Annotated in this window: 19 protein-coding genes and 1 pseudogene; 5 read left to right on the forward strand and 15 right to left on the reverse strand. The window is 65.6% G+C overall.

Annotated features, from left to right (window positions below):
• Nucleotides 1–213 precede the first annotated feature (213 nt).
• The 15 genes and pseudogenes from RTQ83_RS10330 to RTQ83_RS10400 form a co-directional block, all read right to left on the reverse strand.
• On the reverse strand, nucleotides 214–1,413 hold the full coding sequence (locus tag RTQ83_RS10330) for an acyltransferase family protein (protein ID WP_312514063.1): 1,200 nt from the start codon (nucleotides 1,411–1,413) through the stop codon (nucleotides 214–216).
• A 22-nt stretch (nucleotides 1,414–1,435) separates the two neighbouring features.
• Nucleotides 1,436–2,032: a hypothetical protein gene (locus RTQ83_RS10335; RefSeq protein WP_312514065.1), complete on the reverse strand. Its 597-nt coding sequence runs from the start codon at nucleotides 2,030–2,032 to the stop codon at nucleotides 1,436–1,438.
• 9 nt (nucleotides 2,033–2,041) lie between these two features.
• Nucleotides 2,042–2,632, reverse strand: coding sequence for a sugar transferase (locus RTQ83_RS10340; RefSeq protein ID WP_312514067.1), 591 nt, complete (start codon nucleotides 2,630–2,632; stop codon nucleotides 2,042–2,044).
• The gene (locus RTQ83_RS10345; protein ID WP_312514260.1) at nucleotides 2,629–3,804 is read right to left on the reverse strand and encodes a DegT/DnrJ/EryC1/StrS family aminotransferase; all 1,176 of its coding nucleotides are present in this window, start codon (nucleotides 3,802–3,804) and stop codon (nucleotides 2,629–2,631) included. The genes RTQ83_RS10340 and RTQ83_RS10345 overlap by 4 nt, the downstream gene beginning before the upstream one ends.
• 295 nt (nucleotides 3,805–4,099) lie before the next feature.
• The gene (locus RTQ83_RS10350) at nucleotides 4,100–5,758 is read right to left on the reverse strand and encodes a glycosyltransferase (protein ID WP_312514069.1); all 1,659 of its coding nucleotides are present in this window, start codon (nucleotides 5,756–5,758) and stop codon (nucleotides 4,100–4,102) included.
• Complete coding sequence (locus RTQ83_RS10355) at nucleotides 5,755–6,537, reverse strand: hypothetical protein (protein WP_312514071.1); 783 nt, start codon at nucleotides 6,535–6,537, stop codon at nucleotides 5,755–5,757. Before RTQ83_RS10355 ends, RTQ83_RS10350 begins: the two co-directional genes overlap by 4 nt.
• Nucleotides 6,534–7,232, reverse strand: a complete 699-nt coding sequence (locus RTQ83_RS10360) for a hypothetical protein (RefSeq protein ID WP_312514073.1) — start codon at nucleotides 7,230–7,232, stop codon at nucleotides 6,534–6,536. Before RTQ83_RS10360 ends, RTQ83_RS10355 begins: the two co-directional genes overlap by 4 nt.
• A 142-nt stretch (nucleotides 7,233–7,374) precedes the next feature.
• Complete coding sequence (locus RTQ83_RS10365; protein WP_312514075.1) at nucleotides 7,375–8,583, reverse strand: glycosyltransferase family 4 protein; 1,209 nt, start codon at nucleotides 8,581–8,583, stop codon at nucleotides 7,375–7,377.
• Nucleotides 8,507–9,730, reverse strand: a complete 1,224-nt coding sequence (locus tag RTQ83_RS10370) for a hypothetical protein (protein ID WP_312514077.1) — start codon at nucleotides 9,728–9,730, stop codon at nucleotides 8,507–8,509. The genes RTQ83_RS10365 and RTQ83_RS10370 overlap by 77 nt, the downstream gene beginning before the upstream one ends.
• A gap of 200 nt (nucleotides 9,731–9,930) precedes the next feature.
• Nucleotides 9,931–11,178, reverse strand: coding sequence for an oligosaccharide flippase family protein (locus RTQ83_RS10375; protein WP_312514079.1), 1,248 nt, complete (start codon nucleotides 11,176–11,178; stop codon nucleotides 9,931–9,933).
• Nucleotides 11,175–12,377 carry a DegT/DnrJ/EryC1/StrS family aminotransferase gene (locus tag RTQ83_RS10380; protein WP_312514081.1) on the reverse strand — a complete coding sequence of 401 codons (1,203 nt, stop codon included), beginning with the start codon at nucleotides 12,375–12,377 and terminating at the stop codon, nucleotides 11,175–11,177. Before RTQ83_RS10380 ends, RTQ83_RS10375 begins: the two co-directional genes overlap by 4 nt.
• A 315-nt stretch (nucleotides 12,378–12,692) precedes the next feature.
• Nucleotides 12,693–13,253 (reverse strand): annotated as a pseudogene (locus tag RTQ83_RS10385) (acyltransferase); the annotation flags it as partial.
• A gap of 128 nt (nucleotides 13,254–13,381) precedes the next feature.
• Nucleotides 13,382–14,443: a Gfo/Idh/MocA family oxidoreductase gene (locus tag RTQ83_RS10390; protein WP_312514083.1), complete on the reverse strand. Its 1,062-nt coding sequence runs from the start codon at nucleotides 14,441–14,443 to the stop codon at nucleotides 13,382–13,384.
• Between the two features lie 12 nt (nucleotides 14,444–14,455).
• Nucleotides 14,456–15,784: a nucleotide sugar dehydrogenase gene (locus RTQ83_RS10395; RefSeq protein ID WP_312514085.1), complete on the reverse strand. Its 1,329-nt coding sequence runs from the start codon at nucleotides 15,782–15,784 to the stop codon at nucleotides 14,456–14,458.
• Between the two features lie 217 nt (nucleotides 15,785–16,001).
• A complete protein-coding gene (locus tag RTQ83_RS10400) occupies nucleotides 16,002–17,918 on the reverse strand; it encodes a polysaccharide biosynthesis protein (protein WP_409456101.1) in 1,917 nt (638 codons plus the stop codon).
• 981 nt (nucleotides 17,919–18,899) lie between these two features.
• On the opposite strand from RTQ83_RS10400, the gene RTQ83_RS10405 reads away from it, so the two are divergent.
• The 5 genes from RTQ83_RS10405 (at nucleotide 18,900) to RTQ83_RS10425 (ending at nucleotide 21,765) form a co-directional block, all read left to right on the forward strand.
• Nucleotides 18,900–19,061, forward strand: a complete 162-nt coding sequence (locus RTQ83_RS10405) for a hypothetical protein (RefSeq protein ID WP_312514089.1) — start codon at nucleotides 18,900–18,902, stop codon at nucleotides 19,059–19,061.
• Between the two features lie 106 nt (nucleotides 19,062–19,167).
• Nucleotides 19,168–19,347: a hypothetical protein gene (locus RTQ83_RS10410; protein ID WP_312514092.1), complete on the forward strand. Its 180-nt coding sequence runs from the start codon at nucleotides 19,168–19,170 to the stop codon at nucleotides 19,345–19,347.
• A gap of 224 nt (nucleotides 19,348–19,571) precedes the next feature.
• Nucleotides 19,572–19,961 carry a LiaF transmembrane domain-containing protein gene (locus RTQ83_RS10415; protein WP_312514093.1) on the forward strand — a complete coding sequence of 130 codons (390 nt, stop codon included), beginning with the start codon at nucleotides 19,572–19,574 and terminating at the stop codon, nucleotides 19,959–19,961.
• A complete protein-coding gene (locus RTQ83_RS10420) occupies nucleotides 19,951–20,658 on the forward strand; it encodes a LiaI-LiaF-like domain-containing protein (protein WP_312514095.1) in 708 nt (235 codons plus the stop codon). The genes RTQ83_RS10415 and RTQ83_RS10420 overlap by 11 nt, the downstream gene beginning before the upstream one ends.
• A 27-nt stretch (nucleotides 20,659–20,685) precedes the next feature.
• A complete protein-coding gene (locus tag RTQ83_RS10425; protein WP_312514097.1) occupies nucleotides 20,686–21,765 on the forward strand; it encodes a histidine kinase in 1,080 nt (359 codons plus the stop codon).
• The last annotated feature ends 3 nt before the right edge of the window (nucleotides 21,766–21,768 follow it).

A 21,768-nucleotide genomic window follows, 5' to 3' on the forward strand; every position in this document is an offset into this window, starting at 1 on the left:
CTTCGTGCAGCCTTGCGCGACAGCCTGGTACTGTTTCGACCAGTCGAGCGCCAGATTCCGTAATCGGTGGCCTGCATCAATGCCGGCTGCTTCACAAGCTTGCTTCGGCACGGCAGGCGATGGCAGCCGCGGATCCCGAATCTCGAGATTCGCCCGCAGCCGCCTGTACGTACCCGTTCTCCCGATGCCAGGACCTCCCCGATACCGTTGTGTTCAATCTGGCGACAACACCGTCACCACAGGACGTTTCGCCGGCGGTGCCAGCAGCCAATTCTTGAGTGCGCGGCGAATCCGGAAGGTATTGCGTTCGAATAGCAGATAGAAAACGTAAGCGATCGCGACCAATGCCAGCAGGATGGCACCGTACCAGAGATAGTCGAGCGTGACGTGCGGATCGAGCTGGCCTCGTCCCAAGTGTTCGGCGCCGAGGTGCAGCAGCAGGAAAATCAGCGGCAGGTGGATCACGTACAGCGTGAACGAGAATTCCGAAAAGAAGTTGGCCACGGCGCTGAGGCGCGCGAAGCGTGGCGAGCGGGTGTCGACCGGCTGATGCAGCGACGCCAGCAACAGGAGCAGGGGAATGCTGCAGATCAGGTCTTGCCAGAACGATTCGGGCACCAGCTCATTGTTGCTGCCGGTGAGCCGGTAATAGCTGAACAGGATGGCCGTCAGCAGCAGCAGCGTCGCGCGCATCGCGTTCCCGCAATGCAGTTCGATACGTGAGAAGGCGGCGCCAAGCAGCCAGAGAATGAAATAGGTCGAGATCATGCCCGGCAGCGCGAAGACCAGTAACACGAAGGCGGCCGCGCACCCGGCGCGGCGCCAGCGTCCATGCCCGAACAAGGCCAGCGCCAGCAGCGGAAACTGGACGTAGTACCAGGTTTCGTAAGTCAGACTCCACAAGGCATAGTTGCCGCCGAAGTTAGGGACCAGAATCGTTTGCAGGCCCAGCAAGTTGCCGATGAAACTCAGCGCCGAATAGTTGTTGGCGGGCGAAGCGTCGACCTGGCCGGGATGGGCTTCGCCGATCGCCATGCCGATCAGCAGAATCAATACCAGCGTCGGCAGCAGCACGGTCCACAGGCGCGTGACGCGGTCGATCGCGTAGTTGGCGAGCGCGCGCGGGTGGTGCAGGCGATTGAGCAGGCTGCCGCCGACCAGCCAGCCGCTGATCAGAAAGAACACGATCACGGCCTGGTGCGCAAAGCCGGTGACGAAGGCGAATACCTGATAGGCGAAGGTCGGATCCGCCAGCGAGCGCAAGCCGGGATAGATTTCGGAGCGCAAGTGTCCCGCCGCGACCTCGAGCGCCGCCAGCCCGCGCAGCAGCGACAGCGCCAGCGACTGCAGTGGGTGCTCGTTGAGGTTCGATTGCGCCCGACAGCGCAGGGTGGGAAGGGATAGGGAAGGCATCTCTTGCTCCTTTGGTGAAGAATTAGCTACAGGTATCCCACGCATGGGGACGGCTGTTGCCCGACAGCGCCAGGGCCACCCGGACCATCCAGTAGCCGACATGCGCGGATTCCATCAGCCAGGCGCCGACGACGAACACCGGTAGCGACCGCCACAGCCCGGGCAACAGGCGTGCCGTGCGCAGCTCGCGTGATAACGCAATACCGGCCAGGCTGACGGCGGCGCCGAGCAGCCAGCCGCCGAGCGCTTCGGCACCGGTGTGCTCGCCCTCGACGACCAGCAGCGCGGCGACCACCGCGCCAAGGCCAAGCCCGGTCGCCAGACCGACTCGGGATGCGGCAGGGCCTTGCCGGTACAACAGCACCCAGGCCAGCATCGGATACAGGGCGGTGACGACCGTCGCGTGGCCGCTGAGCGCCTTGAATTCGAGCGCGGCAAGGCCGGTGCCCCAGCCGAGGAAGGCGATCTTGCTGCCGCCGACCAGCACCACCGCGGCACCGAAACACAGACCCCAGCGCAATGCCGTGCGCCAGGCGCCGGCGGCCACCAGCCATGCGCCCAGCGCGGCCGCAAGTGGCAGCGCCACTTCGAGGTCGCCAAGATGGATCATGCGCATCATGCGAACCGCCTAACGGACAATCGCCACCAGCGTGCGCGCGATGATCTGCAGGTCGATCCAGAACGACCGCTCGCGCACATACCGCACGTAATAGTCGAGCTTGGCCGGCAGCACGGTGTCGATGTAGGCGCGCTCCGGATCGGCCGAGCGCGCCAGCACCGCGTTCTCGTCCTTGTACAGGATCGAGGCCCAGTCGGTGATCCCCGGCGCCACGGACAGTACCATGCGGCGCAGCGGTTCCGGATAGCAGGCCACGTAGCGTGGCACCTCCGGGCGCGGCCCGACCAGGCTCATGTCGCCACGGACGACATTGATCAGTTGCGGCAGCTCGTCGAGCTTGTAGCGCCGCAGCAGCGTGCCGGCGCGGGTAACGCGCGGATCGTGCCCGACCGTCAGCTCGGCGCCGGCTTCCAGCCGTTGGTGCATGGTGCGGAATTTATAGATCGTGAACAGCACGCCGCCTCGGCCGACCCGCTGTTGGCGGTACAACGCCGGACCGGGCGAATCCCAGCGGATCCAGAGCGCGATCGCGAGCAGCGCCGGAGACAGCAGCACCAGGCCGCCCAGCGACGCCAGCAGGTCGAAGCCGCGCTTGCTCATGACAGCAGGTCATGCAGCGCCGCGATCACCCGTTCCTGGTCGGCATCGCGCATGCGCGTGTACAGCGGCAGGGTGAGCATGGTCTCGAAGGCGCGCTCGGCGACCGGGAAGTCGGCCGCGCGCAGGCCACAGCTGTCGCGCCAGTAGGGCTGACGGTGCAGCGGAATGAAGTGCACGCTGGTGCCGATGCCGCGCTCGGAAAGGCGCTGGATCAATTGGTCGCGCTTGACACCGGCGTCTTCGGTCAGCCGCACCACGTACAGGTGCCAGGCGTGGGCGGCACCGGGGCCGGGGTGGGCCGGCAGCAGCAGCGGCAGGCCGGCGAGCGCATCGTCATAGCGCGCCGCCATCGCGGCGCGGCGCGCGTGGAATCGGTCGATCTTGCGCAATTGCTCGATGCCAATGGCAGCGGCGATATCGGTCAGGTTGTACTTGAAGCCGGCCGCGACCACTTCGTAATACCAGGACGGCGTGCGCGCGACATAGCGGTCGAAGGCGTCGCGGCTGATGCCATGCAGGCGCATGCAGCGGATGCGCTGCGCCAGGGCCGCGTCGCGTGTGACCACCATGCCGCCTTCGCCGGTGGTCATGGTCTTGTTGGCATAGAAGCTGAATACCGTCACGTCGCTGTCGAGCGTGCCGACCAGGCGACCGTCCCAACGTGCCGGGAAGGCGTGGGCGGCGTCTTCGACCACGCGCAGACCGTGGCGCGCGGCCAGTGCGCCAAGGGCAGCCATGTCGCAGGCCAGGCCGGCGTAGTGCACCGGCACGATGGCGCGTGTACGCGGCGTGATCGCCGCCGCGACCGCATCCGGCGCCAGGTTCAGCGTGTGCGGATCGGCATCCACGAACACCGGGCGTGCGCCGAGGTAGCGCACCACTTCGGCGGTTGCGGTGAAGGTCAGGGTTGGCACGATGACCTCGTCGCCGGGATCAATCCCCAGGCTTTCGAGCGCCAGGTGCAGTCCGGCTGTAGCGGAGTTGACCGAGATCGCCTCGACGCCGGCGCCAAGGTAGTCGCGGAACGCTTCCTCGAAGCGCTTGGTGACCGGCCCGGTCGTTACCCAGCCGGAGCGCAGGCAGGCCTCGACCGCGCGGATTTCTTCTTCGCCGATATCGGGCAGGGCGAAGGGCAGGAAGTCGTCCTGAGATGCGGTTGGCGACGCGTCCACCGCGCTGGCGGCGTGTTCGGTTCTGCTGACGGAGCTCGCCGGGGGGGCTGCGCTGGCGATGTCAGCAAGTGCGCCAACGTCGACCATTGTCCTGCCGCCAAGACTGGCGATGGCGGGGGGCGCGGCGCTACCTGCTTCCTGCACGGCGTCACGGCAGCTCCAGGCGTTGGGCGCGTCGTGAACAATGACGGCGGCGTCCTCCCCTGGCACAGCAGGTTCGGTCAGCCCGTCTTTGCCGTCGAACGGCGCCACGTTGCCTGCGCCAGCCGGAACGTCGGGATCGGCGAGTGCCTGGTCAGCCATGGGGAACCTCCTGTGCGAGTACATCGAGAAAGCGCTGCGCCAGCACCGGATAGGTGAAATGGGCGAGTGCATATTGGCGGCCGCGTGCCCCCATCGCACGCCGGGCTTGCGTGCCGAGTTCGAGCAAACGCAGCAACCCCTGCGCGAGGGCGACGGGATCTTCCGGCGCGACGCTGACGCCGCAGCCCGCCTCGGCAACGGGATCGTTGCCGGCATCGACCGCATGCAGCACCGCGCAGCCCGCCATCATGTAGTCGAGCAGCTTGTTGGGCGCGATGCCGAAGCGGTACAGTGGCTGGCGTTGCCAGCCGAGGAAGGCGATGTCGATATTGGCCAGCAGCGCCGGAATGTGGCGCTTGGCGATTGGCGCGGCGAAGTAAACCTGTGCCAGCCCACGCCGCTGCGCTTTCTGCTGCAACCGTTCCTTTTCGGGACCGGCGCCGACCAGCACGAAGGCCAGCGGCTGGTCGTGAAGCAGGCGTGCGGCGTCGAGCAGCGTGTCGAGCGCGTTCGCCGTACCGTGGCTGCCGGCATAGGCGACGATCGTCTTGCCTTGATCGCGCAGCTGTCCCAGCAGCTTGCTCAATTCGGGCGGCAGCTGGGGTAGAGATGATGCCGCTTGCCGCGCCAGTGCCGGCGCGGTCTCGGCCACGCCGATGCCTGATACCGCCAGCCCGACGGCCGACGTGGAAGGCCCTGGATTCGGCCGGGACAACGCGTTGGCAGTCCCCATGTTGCCAGTACCCGCATCCGGGCCGGGCCGTGGCGTGTCGGAATCCGGCGACGTAGCGGACTTGACGAGTGTAAGTGTCGGCCGTGCTGCCAAACCAGCACGCAGCCAGTCTGATGCATTGCACGACTCGGCCAGCGCCGGTGTTCGCTCGAGCGCAAGGCCGACCAACGCGGGCGTGGTTGCCGGATCGGCCTTTGCGACACGACTTCTCGTGGACGTTGCCGCACCTGGGCTGTTTGCCGTCGGCGTCATCGGAACCGGTGCGGCGACCGCCACGGGTCCGGCCGCAACTCTCCATTCGTCGGGATCGGCGCCGTTCGGGATGATGTGCAGCTTGTGCGGCGCCATGCCGCGCGCTTCCAGGTGTTCACGCACCTTGGGCAGGATCGAGACGATGGCGTCGGCGTGGCGGCAGGCGTGGTTCTCGGCCGCCTGCAATAACATGATGAACGGGTGGCGGCGCGAATAGCCGCCGAGTTCGATCGGCGACAGCGGCCACAGGTCGTGTACTTCGTGCAGCAGACGCGCGCCGGCCAGGCGGGCAATCCGGTGCGCCGGCCAGATGTCAAGCGGATAGGTGCTGGAGGCGATCACGGCGTCCGGCGCCACGCTGCGCGCCAGACGCGGCGCTTCGCGCCACAGGCGCGCGACGAAGGCGAGCATATTGCGCACGCGTGCCGCGCCATTGCCACGGTAGGGTGGCGTGCGAAGCCAGATGTAGCGGATGCCGTCGATATTTTCTTCGGTGCGCAAACTGGTGCCGGCGTCCGGGGCCTGGTGGCGCAGATGGGAGCAGCTGGCGGCAACGATGTACACCCGGTGGCCGCGGCGCACCCATTCGCGCGCCAGGTAGTACGGGCGGTATTCCATGCCGTGATGGACTGAACCCGCGTAGTGGTTGATCAGGAGGATGTTCATACCCGCCACGCCATTTCTTCGAGTAGACGGCGCAGGTTGCAGCGCGTGCTTTCGATCCAGTTGGTTTCCCACTGCACCGGATGGGTCAGCAGGCAGATGCGCTCGTAGCGCCCGAGCGCTTCGAATGGCGAGATCGGGTGGTAATAGACTGGGTGCTTGCGGTCGCTGATGTACATGTCGAAGCCGCGCAATAGTTCGACGTCATAGGACTCGCATTCGATGCCGCAGCGGGCGCGCAGCGAAGCGTCGCGCAGCAGTTCGTGGTTAATCACCTTCAGACGGCGGTTGGCGAAGTCGCCGTGACTGGCCACGGTCGCCAGTGGCGCGCCCAGGCGCGAAGCGATCTGGCCGATATTGCGCACGAACAGTTCGCGGATTTCAGGGAAGCGGCGGCGCAGCTCGTCGCTCTTGCGGATGCGGTGGCGTTTGGCGAAGTCGGCGACTTCCTCGTAGTGGTAGCTGGCCTCGCTGCCGGCGGCTTCGATCTCGCGCATGAAGCCGTAGTCGAGTGTGCGCAGGCGGAAGTAATAGCTGGCCTTGACGCCATGGCGGGCCTCGATCGCGAACATTTTCTTCGCCGTGCGCAGGTCGCTGTCGATGTCGTGCCGGTGCACCAGGGTGCGGCCGCGTTGCGCTGTCCGGTTCAGGTCGCGGAAAAAGCTGCGCACCGATACCTGCGCGTAGCCGGCCTCGGCCGCAGCGCGCAGCAGCGCCGCGTACTCGCCGAGGCGGCTGGGCATCAGGTAATCGGCATAGACCCGGTTCAGGAGCGTTTTCATTGCAATGAATAGCGTGCGCGATAAGGCTGGAAGCCGAGGATGGTCTTGAAGGTCCGCAAGCCCGGCTGGGCGCCAAAAAAGGTGTCGTACATGACGTAGCGCACCTGTTTTTCGTCGATCAGACGGCAAATCGACTCGGCCAGCAACAGGTGCATGATGCCGTCGTTGTTACGGATGCCGAGCATTTGCGAATAAGCGGCGAAATTGCCGTAAATGCCCAAATTGGCGTAAGCGACGAGTTTTCCTTTTGGATCGAACACGCCGTAATACCGAAAATGCGGGCGGCGCTCGAATGCATCGCGTTTCTCCATATACTTGGCATCCATCGGGCGGCCCTGGCGATGGTCGAGCGATATATTGATCTCGTGAATTTCATCGATATGGTTATTGCGCTCGATCTCTGAAAATACATAACCGCGCTTGCGTGCCCGTTTCGCGTGGTAGCCACCATGGTTCTTGGCTTTGATGTGCTCCAGGTACGCATTGCGGTCGTTGAAGCGCGCCAGGTCGATCAGTGCGGCGCCGATCGTCTTGGCACGGATGAAGGGAAAGCGTGGATGCGGCTGAGTGAACGTGCGATAGGTATTGCGGATATCGTCCGGGTCGATATGTTCGTGAAAACACAGTTTTGCGACGGGCAAATTAATGGCTTGAATAAATGTATTGTAGTGTTGTAAAAACATGTGATTGCCCATTCATGCGTCGTCTGACCACAATAAAGTGATTTGCTTATTACTTCCTTGATTCGCTTAAATGATCGGTAGTGTCGAATCTTTTATTTCGTTCGGTTGATATCGCTGATATTCAGATTAATTTCCACCGATAACTTTCATACGCTTAAAGCGCGAGGCGATGCGCCAGCGGATGACGACACAGGTCGGCATGAAAACGGACCAGCTTTTGCGCTTCATGGCGCCAGTTGTAGCGTTGCTCGACCGCGCGCCTGCCGTTGACGCCCATGCGCCGCGCTAGCTCCGGGTCGCCTGCCAGGCGGTCAATTGCCGCCGCGATCGCGGTCGGGTCACGCGGATCGACGCACAGGCCGCAGTCGCTGGTCTCGACGATGGCGCGCCAGCGCGGAAAGTCCGAGGCGATCACGGGAATGCCTGCCGCCATGTACTCGAACATCTTGACCGGCAGGGCATCGAGGTAGCTTGCGGTCGGTAGCAGCGTCACCAGGCCGGCGCAGGCGCGCCGCATGATCTGGGCCACGCCGCTGCGGTCGAGATGGCCGAGCGGGCGCACGCGCGCCCAGCCGGGCAGGGCTGCCATTTCAGCCGCCAGCGCGGGTTCCGAAAAACCTCCGGCCAGTGCCAGCGTGACCGGCGTGCGCAGCAGGTCACAGGCTTGCACCAGTTCGCGGATGCCGCGGATCGCCGATATGCTGCCGACGTAGCAGACCTCGAGGCGCGGCTCGCCGTTTGGTTCGCCGTCCGGCTCGCCGTCCGTCGCGGGCACGAATTCATCCGCCAGCGGATAGTTGGCGACATCCAGCGTGCGCGCGTTGTACGCTTCCAGCCGCATGCGGATGTGCGGCGTGGCCGCCAGCACGCCGTCGAGACGGGCGCAGGCATAACGTTCGTAGCGCGCGTAGGCGGCGGACAGCAGGCGCGCCGCGAACGGCGCCAGATAGGGCTTGTCGAGCAACTGGGTCGGCACGTCCTCGTGGGCGTCGAAAACGACGTGGATGCCGGCGCGCTGCAGACGCAAGCCGGCCGGCAGCAGCTCAGGATCGTGCAATTGCACCACGTCGGGTTCGAGGGCCAGTGCCCGCGCGGCGACCCTGCGCGTGGTGAGCAGCATGCGTTCCAGGCGTGTGACGAGCGGACCGTGACGCTTGTGCGGGACCGTGCCGGTACCACGCTCGCGCAGGGCGTCCGCCACGTGACCGGCGCGCGGGCAGGCATCGACGATGCGCACGTTGTCGCGCACTTCGTCGCCGCGGCCATCCGCCACCACCAGGCTCACCTCATGGCCATGGGCGGCCAGCGTGCGGCACTGCTTGACGAAGATCCGGGTGTCGTAGCGCGGATGCGCTGAAGTCATGTGCACGATGCGCGGCATGTTTCCTCTCGTACGAATAGCGGCTGCAGGCACCGAGGGTGGCGCTGAGCAGCATGTCGGTGAAGTAGTGGGACGACAGCAGCAACAGGATGGTTACGCAGGCGAATGCGAACGCCAGCAGGAACAGGGGACGCGCACGCGCGGCGAAGTATTCGTGGAAGAACATCGGCGTGATCGGGACGATCGCCAGCGCCGCCAGGTAGACCATGCCGAACAGGCCCAGGTCGACCCAGGCCGAGAGCACGTTGTGCGAGTAGTAGCCCGGCTTGTAGCTGCCGTAGTCGCCCAGCACCGGATGGGCGGCGATGGTCTCCATCGCGTACACCGTCAACTGGTGGCGCTTGTTGGCCGACGTCGAGTGCGACAGGTCGAGCAGCTCCAGGATGCGGTTGGAGGGCAGTGCGGCCAGGATCTGGTCGAGGTGCAGACCGATCGCGGTGGCCAGACAGACGCCGGCCAGCAAAAAATACAGCTTGTGGCACGAGTAGTAGAGCTCGATCAGCGGAATGGCGAACAGCAGGGCGACGAATTCGCTGCGCGCGGTATTCACGAACAGGGTGGCGGCGCCAACCGCATGCAGCACCAGGCGCAGCGGCAGGCTGCGGGTGAAACTGACCACCGCCAGATAGGTGAACAGATAAGAGCGCGAGAAGCCCTGGTAAGTAGCGAGCGCATTGCTGTCCTTGGCAATGCCGAGCGCGCCCAGATAGAACACGCCGTCGACGGAATACGAAAACACGATGGCCGACATGGCGCACAGGCTGAGCAGCCCGACGACACGGAAGCGGCGGCTGTCGAAATCGATGAAGCAGAACATGACGTAGACCAGCACCATGAACAGGATCGCCAGCACGTGATAGGCGACGATGGCAAGGTTGGCGCCACCTGCGGCGTTGACCCCGACCACGCCGAGGAAGTAGGCGAAAAACAGGCCGTAATGGAGGTCGACCATGGTCAGGCGTGCGGCATCACGCCGCATGCGACCCAGGTACACCAGCATCATCGGCATGGCGAACACCAGGGCCACCGGCGCAAAATAGCCTCCCAGGAATGCGCCGGTGGTGCCGGTACCGAGCAGCGTGTGATAGAAGAAAAAGCCTGGGAACAGCATGAAGAAACAGCCGATCATCAGCCACTGTTCGCGCCGCTGGCGGGCCGCGCCTTGACGGGCACCCTGAGGCGTGCCGGGCCACGGCAGCCCGGGCATCGGCTCCTGCCACACTCCTGGCCACCCCGGCGGCGCGACCGATTTGATCCCGGATGGGAGTTCGTGTGGCGGTCCGTGCGGCCCGGGGTGCTGCCCCGATTGCGGCGTATGGTTGGGCGTGTTCATGCCGCCGCCAATCGGTTGCGTGAACAGTTCCAGGACATGTGCAGATAGACCAGGTACAGGCTCGAGTAGCCGATCACGTACCACAGGACGTTTTGCTTGACGCTGCCGGGCAGCAGGAAGGCGGTGAGCGTGCTCGCGAACAGCGTCACCTGCCACAGCAGGTCGGCTTTCTGACGCCCGGCGACGAAGAACACGTAGCTGAGCGGACTGGCGATGAAGTTCAGCAGGAACAGCGGTGCCATCAGCTGGGCCAGTTCGCCCGCTGCGCGCCAGGATGCGCCGAACACGGCGGCAAACAGGGGCGGCGCGAACAGCAGCAACAGCAACGCAGGACCGGTGCCGAGCAGCAGCAGCGCCTTGAAAGTGTGCCGGTAGGCGCGGTTGCAGTTGCCATGTGCGCGGAATTCGAGAACCGATTCGCGCTTGAACACTTCCAGCACCGATGCCGCCAGCAGCGACACCGGTGCCGACAACACGCGCTGGGTCAGCGCGTACAGGCCCGCGGCCAGGGCCCCGTGGCGGATACCGATCAGGAACAGCGGCAACTGGCTGACCGCGCCATTGAGCAGGTTCGAGGGCAGGGAGAAGCGCCAGAAAGCCTGGTGGCGGCGCAGATAAGCGCGCTGGAACACATCCGGCAACCAGCCGATCGGCGCCGGTGGCGGATGCAGCAGCCAGCGCGCCGTGGCGTAGCCGGCGACCAGGCCGGCCAGGTGACCGGCGACCAGACCGGCGCCGCCCATGCCGGCGTACAGCAGCGCCAGCTGGGTCAGGACGATGGTGGCCGAGGTGGTGACCTTGGCGCGCGCCGCCTTGCCGAAGGCGTTGTGCGAAGTGGCATAGGCATAGGTGGTCTGCATGCAGGCGGTGAGCCAGGCGCCGGCGCCGAGGGTCAGCAGCGCTGCCCAGGGCAGGTGCAGCGCGGGGGCGAAGCCGGCCAGGCGTGCCAGGGCGGCACCGAGGGTCAGCAGCAGGGCGGTAATGGTGGCGCTGTAGAACACGACGCGAAAACAGGTACGCTGGTGTTCGGCTTCGTGGTCGAGGATCATCGCCGCTTCCATGCGCAGGGTGGCGCCGATCGCGCTCAGGGCGATGACGCCGAGCCAAACGCTGTAGGCGCCCATTTCCTCAGGCGTGCACATGCGCGTGAGCAGCGGCGCCGCCAGCAGCGGCAGGGCTTGCGCGCCGACCGCGCCGCCGAGGACGGTTACGACCTGGCGCCAGAACTGCGGCAATTGCTTCATGGGCTGGAAGCGAAGATTGCCGACGCCGCACAGGGATTGCGCGCGGCGCCGGGCTGACTGTCGGCCGGCGTGCTGGTCGAGTCCGGCGCCGCTGCGGATTCGTCGCCGGTGCGATGGCAAGCCCGCAGCAGCGCCTGTACGACCTGCTCCGCGTCGGCGCGGCTCAGGAAAGGGCTCATCGGCAGGCTGAGTACGGTGCGCGACAGCGCTTCTGCCACTGGATACGATTCGCCGCGCGCCAGGTGGGTGTAGGCGGGCTGTTGGTGGATCGGCAGCGGATAATGCACTGCGGTCGGGATGCCGGCGGCGTCGAGCTCGGCGCGCACGCGCTCGCGATCGTCCACCAGCACCGTGTACTGCGCATAGGCGCTGGTGCGGTCGTGGCGCACCGCCAGTGCCGGCAGTTGGTGAAGCAGCAGCGCGTCGTAATCGGCGGCGGCGCGCCGGCGCTGTTCCAGCTCCCATTCGAAGCTTTCCAGCTTGGCTAGCACGACCGCACACTGCAGGGTGTCCATACGTCCGCCCACGCCCAGGCGGGTGTGGACGTAGCGGCGCGACTGGCCATGGACCCGGATTTCGCGCATGGCCCGCGCCAGGTCCGCGTCGTCGGTAAACAGGGCTCCGCCGTCGCCGTAGCAGCCGAGCGGCTTGCTCGGGAAGAAGCTGGTGCAGCCGATCGTCGACAGCGCGCAGCTCTTGCGGCCGCGATAGCTGGCGCCGAAGCTCTGCGCCGCATCCTCGATCACGGCCAGCCCATGGCGTTCGGCCAGGGCGTTGATGCTGTCCATGTCGGCCGGCTGGCCGTACAGGGAGACCGGGATGATGGCGCGCGTACGCGGCGTGATGCGTTCGGCGATTAGGCGCGCGTCGATGTTGCCGGTGGCGGATTCGACGTCGACGAACACCGGGGTGGCGCCGACCAGCAGCACCGCTTCGGCAGTGGCGATGAAGGAGAACGGCGTGGTGATCACTTCGTCGCCGGGCTTGACCCCGAGCGCCATCAGGGAGATCACCAGTGCTTCGGTGCCGGAGGACACGGTGATGCAGTGGCGCGCGCCGGTCCAGGCGGCCAGATGCTGCTCCAGTTCGGCGACCTCGGGCCCCATGATGTATTGACCATGGTCGAGCACGGCCTGGATGCGCGCGTTGATCAGCTCGCGCGAAGCCAGGTATTGCGATTTGAGGTCGATGAATTCCATGGCTTATCCTCGGGCGGTATCGGCGTCGGCGTCGGCGTCGGCGGCGGTGTCCGTGTCGGTGTCGGTGTCGGCGGCGCCCGCGGCGCGGTCGGATGCGTTGTCTGCATCGGCGCCGATGTTCCGGCTGATGCAACTGCTGGAACCGGAACCGGAACCGGGACCGGAACTGGAACTGGAACTGGAACTGGCGCCAGCGCTGGGGCGGATGCCGCTTCCGGCGCTGGACTCTAAGCCGGGACTATCTTCACGGGCGGGAGCGGCCGGCGCCCGTGACGCCTTGTCCGCCGCGCCGCGTGCCGCGTCGAACGAGGCCTCGGCCAGACTGCAAACGCCGTCGTGCAGCACATAGAATTCGCCGGTGTCGGGACAGCGCGCTTCGCCGTTGCCGCTCAGGGGCAGGGCAAGGCGCGCGCCCGTGCGGCTGATCCAGCCGATGTGACGCGCCGGCACGCCGGCTATCAGGGCATAGGGAGCGACGTCGCGATTGACCACGGCGCCGGCGGCAATGAAGGCGTATTCACCGATCGTCACCCCGCACACGATGGTAGCGTTGGCGCCGATGCTGGCGCCGCGCCGTACCAGCGTGCGCCGGTATTCGTGCTTGCGCGGCACCGCAGCGCGCGGGTTATAGACATTGGTGAACACCATGCTGGGGCCGCAGAATACTTCATCCTCGAGCGTCACCGCGTCGTAGATCGAGACATTGTTCTGGACCTTGACCTGATTGCCGAGGCGCACATCGTTTCCGACGAAGACGTTCTGGCCGAGCGAGCAGTAGGCGCCGATGCGCGCCCCGGCGCACACGTGGGCGAAGTGCCAGACGCGCGTGTCCGGGCCGAGTTCGGCTCCGTCATCGACGATGGCGCTGGGGTGGATCACGGCCGGCGGTGCAGACCAGACCGCGGCGCCCGCCGTCACCGCGTCCGTGCTCGCGGTCACGCCGGCGGAGGGATCTGCAGTCTGGCTGGCGCCCGGCGTCAAGGATTGAGGCGTGAAAGTCATGGTCAATACTCCAGCGGCAGGGCGACGCGGCGGCCGTCGCGCGCAGAGCGGTAGGCGGCCACCAGCACCTCGAGCGACTTGAGTCCTTCGCGGCCATCGGTCTCGGGTTCGGCTTCGCCACGCAACACGCGGATCACGTTGTCGTAATACAGCGGGTGACCGAAGCCGTACACCGAGGTGGTCTGGTAGCTGGCCTGAGCCACCTGGGCATCGTCGGGATCGGGCTGGGCGAATTCCCATTGCTGGACTTCGTTGACGGCGACGCCGCCGATGCGGGCGCTGCCGCGCTCTCCCAGGATGGTGATCGACCCTTCCATATTGCGCGGCCAGGTGAGCATGGTGACGTTCATCGAACCCAGGGCGCCATTGCGCCAGCGCAGGCTGATCACGCCGGTGTCCTCGACTTCGATGTCGCGCGCCAGCGTGGCGGTATAGGCCTGCAGGCTTTCGACCGGGCCGACGATCCATTCCAGCAGGTCGACGTAGTGGCTGGCCTGATTCATGAAGGCGCCGCCGTCGAATTCCCAGGTGCCGCGCCAGCTGGCGCTCTGGTAGTAGGCGTCGGGCCGGGTCCAGAACACGTTCAGGTTGACCATGTAGATGCGTCCGAAGCGTTTCTTCTCGACCGCCCGCTTGAGCAGTTGCAGGGTGGCGTTGCGGCGGTTCTGCTTGACCACGAACAGGCGCACCCCGGCCTCGTCGGCCGCCGCCACCATGCGCTTGCCGTCTTCCCAGCGCGTGGCCATCGGCTTTTCGGTGATCACGTGGCGGCCGGCGGCGGCGATACGGATCGCCTGCTGCGAGTGCAGGCCGGACGGCGTGGCCAGCACCACCGCGTCAGGCTCGCATCCGGCCAGCATCTGCTCCAGGCTGGCGAAGGGACGGGCGCCGGTGTTGCCGGCGGCTTCGTCGAGGGCGCGCGGATCGATGTCGCACACGCCCACCAGCTCGCAGCGTTCGGCATGATCGCGGATCGCGTTCATGTGGTTGCGTGCGATGCGCCCGCAGCCGACCAGGGCGAACCGGATCTTGCGGTCGAGGATGGGAGGAGGATAGTGGAGCATGGATGCCTTCGCTCAAGCGGAGACCACGTTCGGCAGCCGCGGCGGATACACGCCGCGGGTGTCGACGATCAGGTTGGCGTATTGCTGGATCAGGTCGTAGTCGAAGGCGCTGTGGCTGGTGGCCAGCAGCACCACGTCATAGGACGCGATCGTGGCCGGCGCCAGCGTGACGCTGGACAGCTCGAAGCGGTGTTCGCGCATGCGCGGGAAGATCGGCACGTGCGGGTCGGAATAGTCGACCGTAGCGCCGCGCGCGCGCAGCAGCTCCATCAGGGCCACCGAGGGCGATTCGCGCATGTCCTCGACGTCCTTCTTGTAGGCGATGCCCAGCACCAGGATGCGGCTGCCCATCACGGCGCGGCCGCGGTTGTTGAGGGCGTCGGCCACCTTGCTTACCACCCAGTGCGGCATGTCGCTGTTGATCTCGCCGGCCAGCTCGATGAAGCGGGTATGCAGGCCGTACTGGCGTGCCTTCCAGGTGAGGTAGAACGGATCGATCGGGATGCAGTGTCCGCCCAGGCCGGGGCCAGGATAGTAGGGAGTGAAGCCGAACGGCTTGGTGGCGGCGGCGCGGATCACCTCGTGGATGTCGATGCCCATGCGGTCGGCGATGATCTTCATCTCGTTGACCAGGCCGATATTGACGGCGCGGTGGATGTTCTCGAGCAGCTTGGTCAGTTCGGCGGCGCGGGTCGAGCTGACCGGCACCACGGTGTCGATTGCCGGCCGGTACAGCGCGAGGCCGGCTTCCAGGCAGGCTTCGGTGGAGCCGCCGCACACTTTCGGGATGGTGCGGGTGTGATAATTGGGGTTGCCCGGATCTTCGCGCTCGGGCGAAAACACCAGGAACACGTCGTGGCCGACGCGCAGGCCGCGCGCTTCCAGGCGCGGACGCAGTTCTTCCTCGGTGGTGCCAGGGTAGGTGGTGCTTTCCAGCGACAGCAGCTGGCCCGGACGCATGTACGGCAGCAGCGAGTCGACGGTGCCGAGCACGTAGGACAGGTCGGGTTCGCGGTAGGCGGTGAGCGGGGTGGGGACGCAGATCACCAGGGCGTCGAGTTCTTCGGCGCGCTGGAAATCGGTGCTGGCGCTGAAGCCGGCGGCGCGCGCGGCGTCGATGTCGGCGGCGCCGATGTGCTGCATATAGCTGTCGCCGCGGTTGAGGCGGGCGACCTTGTCGGCGTCGATGTCGATCCCGAGCACGCGAAAGCCCGCGGCGGCATAGCGCAACGCCAGCGGCAGGCCGACGTAGCCGAGACCGACGATGCCGATCACGGCTTGGCGCTCGCGCAGCCGGGACAGCAGCTGCTCCAGGTGAACTGATTGATTCTCGTCTCGCATGGTTTTCCTCGGGTTGTACGGTGATGAATACGGTGCTGCTTGCGGTGTGTCGAATGCGGTGAAGCGTGCTGCGGTAGGTCTGTTGCTGTCCTGCGTGTTGCGTTGAAGCGTGAAGTTGGTGATATGTGCCGTTAGTGGCGCCCCGACTGCCGCAGGACCGGGCGACGCGATGCGCCCGCCTGCGATTGCGGCCACAAGCCGGGAGGGGCGCCGGTGTTCACGTCTGGATCCGGAATGGCACGAGCTTGCGGATCAGGCCCGCGGGCTCCGGCTCCGGCAGCGCCGGTTGCACGACCGGTGGCAGCGGCGAGGGCACGTATTCGGACACGATCGCCTTGACCATCGATTCGATGGTGCCGCGTTCATGCGTCTCGCACGCCATCATCAGACAGGTGATGCAGGTCTCCAGTACGCTCGGGCGCAGTGCGCTTTCTTTCATGCGCATGATGCGCGGGTGCTCGCTCGGGAACACGGTGCCGTCGGTGAGCAGTTCCTCGTGCAGCTTTTCGCCGGGGAATAGGCCCACGTATTCGATGTCGATGTCGCCGCGCGGCTGCTGTGGGGTGCGTTCGGTCAAGCCGTGCATGGCGATCATGGTGCGCGCCAAGTCGACGATGCGTACCGGCTCGCCCATGTCGAGCACGAACACATCGCCGCCCTTGGCCATGGCACCGGCCTGGATCACCAGCTGGGCCGCCTCGGGGATCAGCATGAAGTAGCGCGACACTTCGGGATGGGTGATGGTGACCGGGCCGCCGCGCGCGATCTGGCGCTGGAACAGCGGGATCACCGAGCCCGAGGAACCAAGCACATTGCCGAAGCGGACCATGCAGAAGGTGGTGTCGCCGCCGCGTGCGGCCGCCGCCTGGAAGATCAGTTCGGCGATGCGCTTGCTGGCACCCATGATGTTGGTCGGGCGTACCGCCTTGTCGCTCGAGATCAGCACGCAGGTCGCTACGCGGTGGCGCGCCGCGGCCGAGGCCACGACCTGAGTGCCCAGCACGTTGTTGCGCAGGCCTTCGACAATGTTCGATTCGACCAGCGGCACATGCTTGTAGGCGGCCGCGTGGTAGATGGTGTCGACCTGGCCGCCGCCCAGCACCCGCTCGACCAGGTCGGCGTTGCAGACCGAGCCCAGATGGGCATGCAGGGGCAGCTCGGGAAAGCGCGCGGCCAGCTCCTGGCGGATGGTGTAGAGCGCGTACTCGGAGTGATCGAGCAGGTGCAGGCGCGCCGGACCGAGGGTCGCGATCTGGCGGCAAAGTTCGCTGCCGATGGAGCCGCCGGCCCCGGTCACCAGCACGCCCTTGCCGCGCACGCAGCGGGCGAACAGGTCGAGCCGCGGCGGCACCGGCGGGCGTCCGAGCAGGTCTTCGAATTTCAGTTCGCGGATGGTTTCGCGCGGCGCGGACTTGTCGTCGCCCAGGTCGACCAGGCGCGTCAGGATGCGGGTCGGTACGCCGGCCTGACCGAGGCGCTGCATCAGCTCGCGCAGGCGTTCGGGGGCGACGCTGGGCAGGGCGATGACCACGGTGCGGATGCGCAGTGCCGCCACCAGTTCGAGCAGGCGCGCGGTGTGGAAGACGCGCAGGCCGGCGACGGTGCGGTCGGTGAGCGCGCGCTTGTCGTCGAAGAAGCATAGCGGACGGTATTCGTCGCCATCGCGCATGGTCTGGGCCAGGCGCGCGCCGGCCTCGCCGGCGCCATAGATGGCGACCGCCAATGAATTGGTGGCGCACGGAGGGCGTTGGCTGCGCAGCAGATTGCGCGCGCCGATACGCGACACCACCACGTAGGAAAAGGCGATAAACCAGTAAATGGCGAGGGCACTGCGCGGGAAACGCGCTTCATCGACCAATACCAGGGTCAGATAAGCGCCGAGTACCGCGATCGCCAATGCCAGGCCGGTCAGCATCAGCAGGCGATGATCGATATATCGAATGACGGCGCGGTATAAATCGGATAGCCAGAATGCGCCGATAGTTAATACGGCGACCAGCATGTACGATGCCGCATCGAATTGTTTTGCTAGCTGTAAATCGCCGCCACGCAATATCATCGCGATTAAAAAACACAGGGGCAGGGCGGTCAGGTCGGCCAGTATCGCCAACCCGACCTTGCTGGTGCGATGCATGGACACGATTCGGGCGCAAAGCTGTCTGGGTAGGCTGAGGCGTTGAATTGACATGGCGATCGGCTTATCGGGAGACCAGGGGTGCTTGCTGTTTGTCCTGAAAATAAATAAACGCCTGTAATGAGTCGTAATGTACGCAGCAATTGAATCAAAGCATGACTCAGCGACTTTGGTGAAAATAGTGGGACGAAATAACGCGCTGATTGGATTGGCCGATCATTTATAAGTTTATTATCTGTCCGTGATTGAATAATCGATTTGAGGTCACTCAACGGCGAATCGGGATCGGGATGGACTTCGTCTTATCTAAGTTTGGAATGGATGAGTAATGGAAATAGATTTAAATAATTATTTTTAAGCGGTTATTTCTTTATGGGAGAAACCGGGGCTTTGAAAAGTGGCCCACTTTGATGCGATGGGCGGACAGCGGGCCATGCCGCAGGCGAAGATCGCCCGGTCTTGACAGGCCGAATGGAGGGCCTTGCGGGACGAACCGCAAGCGTCGGCTCACGAACGACGTACGGATCATCAATCCCACTCGACTGCTGCTTTGACGAACGCATGGACGGCCGATGCGTCCGGGTTAATCCGAAGGTCGTTCCAGGCATCGACAGCGCGATGACGGCGACGACGCGCAGTGAGGGTCAGGCAAAGCAAACATCACAGCACTATGCGCGTAATGCACGCATGTGGGCCATCAAGAAAATGCCGTAGCCCGCGTCAAATCAAGCGCGAAGCGGCGACGCAATCAATGCAGTAGCGGGTCGAACATGAGACGTGTCGCCATAGTGTGCGGCACCTAACGGTGAAGATCCGTACGGCTCGGTATGATTCACCTGTCTGAGTGAGGAACGCGCGATTCGATTCGGCGCATTCCAACTATCTCAACAGGTTAGCCGGTCGCCTCGAGGACCGGCACCAATTCAGGGCCGCCGTTGCCTGTCGCTGGAACGGCGGTCCGTATCGGAAGCGGAGGTTGCCATGTCAAAAGTGAAGCAAGCACCCAAGCAGCTGGTTCGCGCCTACCTCGAACGGCGCGCCCGTGCCAGCGCACCGCCTCCGACGCCCGAGGAGATCCGGCGCCAGCTTGGATGGGGCATGCTGATGCCGGCCGATCTCAAGATGGGTACCAACCGCACCTGATCCCGCATCTGATCCAACACGCGAGCCGGTTCACCAACCGGCCCATCATCCGCCGCAGCGCGCCAGCCTGGCGCCACCCGGCAAGCCTCAACCCAAGGAGACATCCATGACCAGCAAGATCGGCAGCAAGCACATCGCACAACACCGCGGCAAGAAAGAACGCCAGGAAATCAAGCGCACCAACGTCGCCCGCGAAGCGATCCGCCAGGCGGAAGCGCGCGCCAAGTACCGCAACCAGCCGAAAGGCATGCGCGCACGCGACGAGGCACAGGCCGTCGCCGCCTGATCGCGCTTCGCGCAGCGAAAAAGCCCGCCCCCCGAGGCGGGCTTTTTTACGTCCCTGTGCCGCGGCTGATCGCGTCGCGGGCCGACGTCTGCGCGTTCCGTTCCACTTTTTTCGCCATTCGCCGCCCGCCGCCCGCCGTTCGCCGAAAAGCGGTTTTGCTCCGGCCGCGGTTCTTGTTATCGTTGCTCCTGTACCGACGTTCAATCACCGATGGAGCCGAATCAATGAATACCGACGATGCATACCGCTGGCGCAAGCAGGTGCTGTGGGGCCTGGCGCTGATCATCCTGGGCACGGTGGTGCTGCTGGACCGCCTGGGCCACATCGACGCCCAGGACTACTGGCACTACGCGCCGCTGCTGCTGGTGGTGATCGGGGTGGCCCAGACCATCGGCTATCCGAGTCCGAAAGAATTTGGCAACGGCTTGTGGACCGTGTTCACCGGCCTGTGGCTGTTCGCCGTGTTCGAGAACGCCTTCGGACTCACCTTCCGCAACAGCTGGCCGCTGTTCATCCTGATGTGGGGCGTCAAGCTGGTGCTCGACCCCTTCATCGCGCGCCGCTACGACAGCAACCGGGCCGCGAGTCACCTGGAGAGCCGCCATGAAAAATGATCTGCAGCCGCGCGGCGTGGGCAGCCAGGTGGTGCTCGGCGTGCTGGTGATCGGCATGGGGCTGCTGTTCCTGCTCGATAACCTGGGCATCCTAGACATGCACCGCGCCTTTTCGTTCTGGCCGATGGTGTTCGTGGTCGCAGGCACCGTCAAGCTGTGCGATACCCGCACCCAGGGCGGTCTGCTGATGGGCGGTGCGCTGGTCGGCGTCGGTGTGCTGATGATGCTGCACCGGATGGACGTGATCGATTTCGACTGGCGTACCGTGTGGCCGCTGGCGCTGATCGGGTTTGGCGTGTACCTGGTGGCCAAGTCGCTGCGCGGGCGCCGCACGCTGCATGGCATGCCGCTCAAGGATGGCGCGCCGACCGACAGCGTGCTGGATGTGGTGGCGGTGCTGGGCGGCTTCGAGCGCCGCGTCGCCAGCCAGGACTTTCGCGGCGCCGAAGTCACGGCGATCATGGGCGGCTGCGCGCTCGACCTGCGCACGGCGTCGATCCAGGACGAGGCGACCGTCAGCGTGTTCGCGTTCTGGGGCGGGCTGACGCTCAAGGTGCCACCCGATTGGACCGTGATCCTGGAAGGCACGCCGATCCTGGGCGCGTTCGAAGAAAAGACCATCGCCCCGCCGCACAACGGCAAGCGCCTGATCGTGCGCGGCTACGCGATCATGGGCGGGGTCGAGGTGCGGAACTGATGGGGCAGCGCTGATGGAGCATCGCTGATGGGAGCGGGCGCCTGGGGCCGGCGCAGCGCGGCGCTGTACCTGGCGGCCTGGCTGATGCTGGGACTGATGCTGGCGGGCCTGCTCGGCGCCCTTGATGGCGGCAGTTTCGGCGCCGGCCTGGTGTTCGCGTTGCCGCTGGTGCTGATGTATGCCAGCGTGTGTGGCTTCTCCGCCTATTACCTGTGCCGCGCGTTTCCGTTGGCGCGCAAGCCCTTGCCGGCGATACTGGGCGTGTTCTGCGCCAGCGCCGTCACCGCGTCCCTCCTGTGGTGCGCGGCCGGCAGCGCCTGGGCGGCGCTGTGCACATGGCTGGTGCCGCACGCGCAGAACGTGACGATGTCGCGCCCTTTGATAGCGGTGATGTTCGGGATCGGGGTGCTGCTGTACGGGGTGAGCGCGGCGGCGCACTACCTGGCGATGGAATTCGAGCGCGCCCGCGGCCTGGAACGCAGCGAGCTGGAGGCGCGCCTGCTGGCGCAGGAGGCCGAGCTGCGCATGCTGCGCACCCAGATCGATCCGCACTTCCTGTTCAACAGCCTCAATTCGATCAGCGCGCTGACTGCGATCGACGCGGCCGCGGCGCGCGCCATGACGCTGCAGCTGGCCGGCTTCTTTCGCCAGACGCTGGGACTGGAAGCGCACCGCAAGGTGACGCTGCTGGACGAGGTCGAGCTGGTGCGGCGCTTTATCGCGATTGAGGCGGTACGCTTCGGGCCGCGCCTCGCGTTCGAAGAACGGATCGGCCCTGACGCCGAGCGCGTCCTGCTGCCGCCGATGATCCTGCAGCCGCTGGTGGAAAACGCGGTCAAGCACGGCATCGGCGGCCTGCTCGAAGGGGGCGCGGTGCGGCTGCGCGCCGAGCGTGCCGGGTCGCAGCTGCGCATCAGCGTCGAAAACGATGTCGACTCCCAGGCCGGCTGCGATGCCAGATCGCCGGTGCAGGGCAAAGGGATCGGTCTGGTCAACGTGCGCCAGCGCCTGGCGGCGGCCTACGGCATTGAAGCCGGCGTGCATTGGACCAGAAGCGACGATGGGTTCAGGGTGGACCTGGTGCTGCCTTATGAAACGGGAGAGTAGACG

Source organism: Massilia sp. (genome assembly GCF_031995545.1).
In the GTDB taxonomy this organism is placed as follows: domain Bacteria; phylum Pseudomonadota; class Gammaproteobacteria; order Burkholderiales; family Burkholderiaceae_D; genus Telluria.

Coding starts and splice junctions, on each gene's coding strand:
- RTQ83_RS10330 (WP_312514063.1), bottom strand. CDS start 1,413: ATGCCTTCCCTATCCCTTCCCACCCTGCGCTGTCGGGCGCAATCGAAC.
- RTQ83_RS10335 (WP_312514065.1), bottom strand. CDS start 2,032: ATGATGCGCATGATCCATCTTGGCGACCTCGAAGTGGCGCTGCCACTT.
- RTQ83_RS10340 (WP_312514067.1), bottom strand. CDS start 2,632: ATGAGCAAGCGCGGCTTCGACCTGCTGGCGTCGCTGGGCGGCCTGGTG.
- RTQ83_RS10350 (WP_312514069.1), bottom strand. CDS start 5,758: ATGAACATCCTCCTGATCAACCACTACGCGGGTTCAGTCCATCACGGC.
- RTQ83_RS10355 (WP_312514071.1), bottom strand. CDS start 6,537: ATGAAAACGCTCCTGAACCGGGTCTATGCCGATTACCTGATGCCCAGC.
- RTQ83_RS10360 (WP_312514073.1), bottom strand. CDS start 7,232: ATGGGCAATCACATGTTTTTACAACACTACAATACATTTATTCAAGCC.
- RTQ83_RS10365 (WP_312514075.1), bottom strand. CDS start 8,583: ATGACTTCAGCGCATCCGCGCTACGACACCCGGATCTTCGTCAAGCAG.
- RTQ83_RS10370 (WP_312514077.1), bottom strand. CDS start 9,730: ATGATCGGCTGTTTCTTCATGCTGTTCCCAGGCTTTTTCTTCTATCAC.
- RTQ83_RS10375 (WP_312514079.1), bottom strand. CDS start 11,178: ATGAAGCAATTGCCGCAGTTCTGGCGCCAGGTCGTAACCGTCCTCGGC.
- RTQ83_RS10380 (WP_312514081.1), bottom strand. CDS start 12,377: ATGGAATTCATCGACCTCAAATCGCAATACCTGGCTTCGCGCGAGCTG.
- RTQ83_RS10390 (WP_312514083.1), bottom strand. CDS start 14,443: ATGCTCCACTATCCTCCTCCCATCCTCGACCGCAAGATCCGGTTCGCC.
- RTQ83_RS10395 (WP_312514085.1), bottom strand. CDS start 15,784: ATGCGAGACGAGAATCAATCAGTTCACCTGGAGCAGCTGCTGTCCCGG.
- RTQ83_RS10400 (WP_409456101.1), bottom strand. CDS start 17,918: ATGCATCGCACCAGCAAGGTCGGGTTGGCGATACTGGCCGACCTGACC.
- RTQ83_RS10405 (WP_312514089.1), top strand. CDS start 18,900: ATGTCAAAAGTGAAGCAAGCACCCAAGCAGCTGGTTCGCGCCTACCTC.
- RTQ83_RS10410 (WP_312514092.1), top strand. CDS start 19,168: ATGACCAGCAAGATCGGCAGCAAGCACATCGCACAACACCGCGGCAAG.
- RTQ83_RS10415 (WP_312514093.1), top strand. CDS start 19,572: ATGAATACCGACGATGCATACCGCTGGCGCAAGCAGGTGCTGTGGGGC.
- RTQ83_RS10420 (WP_312514095.1), top strand. CDS start 19,951: ATGAAAAATGATCTGCAGCCGCGCGGCGTGGGCAGCCAGGTGGTGCTC.
- RTQ83_RS10425 (WP_312514097.1), top strand. CDS start 20,686: ATGGGAGCGGGCGCCTGGGGCCGGCGCAGCGCGGCGCTGTACCTGGCG.